The following is a 4,133-nucleotide window of genomic DNA, read 5'->3' as shown; positions in this document are numbered from 1 at the left end:
CCGAGCCGTCGGCGTTGCGGTAGTCCATGAACCACTCCGCGCCGGATGCCGCGGCCTCGCGACCCGCCTCGATCGCGGCGGAGCGCACGACGCGCAGGGTGCCGTCGCCGCCGATGCCGAACCGGCGGTCGCAGAGCACGGCGACCTGGTCGTCGCTGAGGTCCAGGGCGCCGTCGGGGTCGGCGACGATCACGAAGTCGTTGCCGGTGCCGTGGCCTTTGGTGAACGGGAGGGTCTGCGGCATCCGTCCAGTCTACGGTCGGGGCCCGCGAGACCCGGCATGTGCACCCACGGGCACGTTACGTCGCCGGGCCGCGACCCGTCGAGCCCTGTCGCGTGCACGGCGGCGTCACGCTAGCCGTCGAGCAGCGCGTCCGCCGAGGCGCCGGGCGGCACCCAGGTGACGTCGGGGTACCGCTTGAACCACGAGACCTGGCGCCGCGCGTAGCGCCGGGTGAGGGCCTGCGTCTCGGCGACGGCGTCGGCGTGCGGCATCCGCCCGTCCAGCTCCGCCAGGGCCTGAGCGTAACCGATCGCCCGTCGCGCGGTGACGCCGTCCTCCAGGCCGTCGGCGCGCAGGCGAGCCACCTCGTCGACGAGTCCGTCGGCCCACATCTGCTCGACACGGGCGTCGAGGCGGGTGACGAGCTCGTCGCGCGGCATGCGGACGCCGATGATCCTGGTGGGCTCGTGCCACAGCTGCGGTGCGTCGGGGAGGGCAGCCCCGTGGGTCGCCTCGCCGAGCTCGAGCACTTCGAGCGCCCGCACGATGCGCCGGCCGTTGCGCGGGTCGACCCGTTCCGCCGTCACCGGGTCGAGCTCCCGCAGCCGCGCGTAGAGCGCGCCGGGGCCCTCGGCGTCGAGCGTCGCCTCCAGCCGCGCACGCACCGCCTCATCGCGCGGCGGGAATCGAAAGTCGAACAGCACGCTGGAGACGTAGAGCCCCGAGCCGCCGACGAGGATCGCATCGGCGCCGCGCCGGTGGATCTCACCGATCGTCTCGCGGGCCGCACCCTGGTACCAGGCCACGGCGGCCTCATCGGCAGGGCGCAGGACGTCGAACAGGTGGTGCGGGATGCCGCGCCGCTCGGACTCGGGCAGCTTCGCGGTGCCGATGTCCATGCCGCGGTACAGCTGCATGGCGTCGGCGTTGACGATCTCCGCCGGGCGGCCTCGGTCAGCGAGGGCCTCGGCGAGGTCGAGGGAGAGCGTCGTCTTGCCGGTGCCGGTGGCGCCGACGACAGCCCACAGCCGCGGGGCGGCAGCCGCCACGTTCACCGGGATCAGACGCCGATGCGCAGCGACGGCAGCCCGAGCGACACGGCACGAGGCGCACCGGACTCGCCGGCGGGAGCGGGAACGCCGCACGACTCGGCCTGCGAGCGATCCCAGGCGTCGCCCGCGCGCGTGCGCCGAATGCGCAGGGGTGCACCGTCCGGGGCGTCCGCGAGCAGATGGAAGGGCGCCGCGTGCGTGACGACCGCGGTGACCACGTCGCCGGGGCGCGGGAGCGGGGAACCTGCGGGCACCTCGAAGTGCACGAGCCGGTTGTCCTCTGCTCGACCGGTCAGCCTGTGCGTGGCGGCATCTTTCTTGCCCTCGCCGGTCGAGACCAGCACCTGCAGCTCGCGGCCGACCTGCTTCTGGTTCTCTTCGAGGCTGATGCGGTCCTGCAGGGCGAGCAGACGCTCGTAGCGCTCCTGGACGATGTGCTTGGGCACCTGGTCGGGCATGGTCGCCGCAGGGGTGCCCTCGCGGATCGAGTACTGGAAGGTGAACGCACTCGCGAAGCGCGCCGCCTCGACGACCCGCAGGGTGTCTTCGAAGTCCGCATCGGTCTCGCCGGGGAACCCCACGATGATGTCGGTCGAGATCGCGGCGTGCGGGATGCGCTCCCGCACGCGGTCGAGGATGCCGAGGAAACGCGACGACCGATACGAGCGGCGCATCGCCTTGAGGATGCTGTCGCTGCCCGACTGCAGCGGCATGTGCAGCTGCGGCATGACCGCGGGGGTCTCGGCCATCGCGGCGATGACGTCGTCGGTGAAGGCCGCCGGGTGAGGACTGGTGAACCGGATGCGCTCGAGCCCGGGGATCTCGCCGGCCGCGCGCAGCAGCTTGCCGAACGCCTGACGGTCGCCGAACTCCACGCCGTAGGAGTTGACGTTCTGCCCGAGCAGGGTGACCTCGATCGCGCCGTCGTCGACGAGCAGGCGGATCTCGTTGAGGATGTCCCCCGGCCGACGGTCCTTCTCCTTGCCCCGCAGGCTCGGGACGATGCAGAACGTGCAGGTGTTGTTGCAGCCGACGGAGATCGACACCCAGCCGCTGTGCACCGAGTCGCGCTTGGTGGGAAGGGTCGACGGGAAGACTTCGAGGGATTCGAGGATCTCGAGCTCGGCCTCGCCGTTGTGACGCGCGCGCTCGAGCAGGCTCGGGAGCGAACCCATGTTGTGGGTGCCGAAGACGACGTCGACCCAGGGCGCCTTGCGCTGCACCGTCTCCTTGTCCATCTGCGCGAGACAGCCGCCCACAGCGATCTGCATGCCCTCGTGCTTGTCCTTGACGGACTTCAGGTGCCCCAGGGTGCCGTACAGCTTGCCGGCGGCGTTGTCACGCACGGCACAGGTGTTGATCACGACCACGTCGGCCTCGGTGCCGGCGTCGGCGCGCACGTAGCCGGCGCTCTCGAGCGATCCGGAGAGCCGCTCGGAGTCGTGGACGTTCATCTGGCATCCGAAGGTGCGCACCTCGTACGTGCGCGACCGGCCGTCGGCGGTGTGCGCGGCGAAGGACGGCGCGATGAGCGTGGGCGAAGCGGACGGAGAGGTCATGATCTGCCCATTCTAGATTCCGTTGCCTCCACGTCGGTCGGGTGTGTGCGGCGCGCGCGTGCTCGGTCGTCACGAACGGCCCTTCACGCCCGCTGGCGGGGCCGGATGCGCCGACCGAGGGCGCGCGGCAGCACGGGGCCGGACGCCGCAGCCCCCGCACGCACGAAGCGCCGAGCCTGCGAGGGCTCGGCGCTTCGTCTATGTGCAGTGGGGCGTCAGCGGAAGCGCACGCCGCCGCCGCCACCGGTGCGGTTCTCGGCCAGTGCGGTGCGGGCCGCGGATGCGGCGACCGAACCCGGATAGCCGCGCCGGGACAGCTGCCCCACGAGGCGCCGCATCGCGGTCTCCTGGTCGACGCTCTCGAGCTGCCGCGCCTTCGAGCGGGCGAACTCGAGCGCGCGTTCCGCCTCGTCGTCGGGCTGTTCCGCGAGCGCCTCTTCGGCGACGTCGCGCGGGATGCCGCGGGACGACAGCGTCTGGGCGATCGCCCGCTGACCTTGACCCTTGCGCTGGGTGCCGGCATGAATCAGCTGCTCGGCCAGACGAGCGTCGTCGAGATATCCGAGTCGCTCGAACGATGCGATCAGAGTCTCGACGTCGTCCGGGAGCAGGTCGCGCTCGACGGCGGCAGCCCGAGCCTCGGCGACGGACAGCTGGCGAGCTCGGAGCTTCTTCAGCAGCACCCGCTCGGCCGCAGCCACCCGGTCCGCTCGCTCCTCGTCCGAGTCCTCCCCCTGCACCGCGTCGGGGGACCCATCCCAGCCGGACCGCCACTGCGGCGCAGTGCCCCGTATGGGCTCCGGCGCCGCGGCCCGATCAGCGATGCCGCGAGTCGGTTCCGGTGCTGCCGGGCGACGTCCGCCGAACAGCGGGATGACGGGGGCGATCCCTTCGGCGTCCTCGGGGACGCCCCCGTCGCTCTCGAATCGAACCATCAGGCCGGGCGGCGTGCCGCGAGCTCGTCGGAGGCCGGCTCCTCGACCACCTTGGGCTGGCCGATGCCCAGCTTCTGCTTGATCTTCGTCTCGATGTCGTTGGCGATGTCGGGGTTGCGCAGCAGGAAGTTGCGGGCGTTCTCCTTGCCCTGGCCCAGCTGGTCACCCTCGTACGTGTACCAGGCGCCGGACTTCTTCACGAGCGCGTGCTCGACACCGAAGTCGATGAGACTGCCTTCGCGGGAGATGCCGGTGCCGTAGAGGATGTCGAACTCCGCCTGCTTGAACGGCGGCGCCATCTTGTTCTTGACGACCTTCACACGCGTGCGGTTACCCACCGCGTCGGTGCCGTCCTTCAGCGTCT

General features: G+C 71.4%; 3 protein-coding genes and 2 pseudogenes. All 5 read right to left on the bottom strand.

The features are described from left to right. A pseudogene (locus tag NQ160_RS19760) lies at nt 1–244 on the bottom strand (diaminopimelate epimerase); the annotation flags it as partial. Nucleotides 245–354: 110 nt separating this feature from the next. Next, on the bottom strand, nt 355–1,278 hold the full coding sequence (gene miaA / locus NQ160_RS19755; protein ID WP_374113685.1) for a tRNA (adenosine(37)-N6)-dimethylallyltransferase MiaA: 924 nt from the start codon (nt 1,276–1,278) through the stop codon (nt 355–357). Nucleotides 1,279–1,283: 5 nt separating this feature from the next. After that, entirely contained in the window at nt 1,284–2,834 is a 1,551-nt protein-coding gene (gene miaB / locus NQ160_RS19750) for a tRNA (N6-isopentenyl adenosine(37)-C2)-methylthiotransferase MiaB (RefSeq protein WP_257516813.1), read from the bottom strand. A 215-nt stretch (nt 2,835–3,049) separates the two neighbouring features. Further along, a complete protein-coding gene (locus NQ160_RS19745; protein WP_257516812.1) occupies nt 3,050–3,769 on the bottom strand; it encodes a regulatory protein RecX in 720 nt (239 codons plus the stop codon). Next, nucleotides 3,769–4,133: pseudogene (locus NQ160_RS19740) on the bottom strand (recombinase RecA); the annotation flags it as partial. The gene NQ160_RS19745 and the pseudogene NQ160_RS19740, both read right to left, overlap by 1 nt.

The organism is Microbacterium sp. zg.Y909, assembly GCF_024626565.1.
The sequence above is the reverse complement of the archived record's forward strand: the minus strand, read 5'-3'. Positions and strand labels throughout refer to the sequence as shown.

Coding starts and splice junctions, on each gene's coding strand:
- miaB (WP_257516813.1), bottom strand. CDS start 2,834: ATGACCTCTCCGTCCGCTTCGCCCACGCTCATCGCGCCGTCCTTCGCC.
- NQ160_RS19745 (WP_257516812.1), bottom strand. CDS start 3,769: ATGGTTCGATTCGAGAGCGACGGGGGCGTCCCCGAGGACGCCGAAGGG.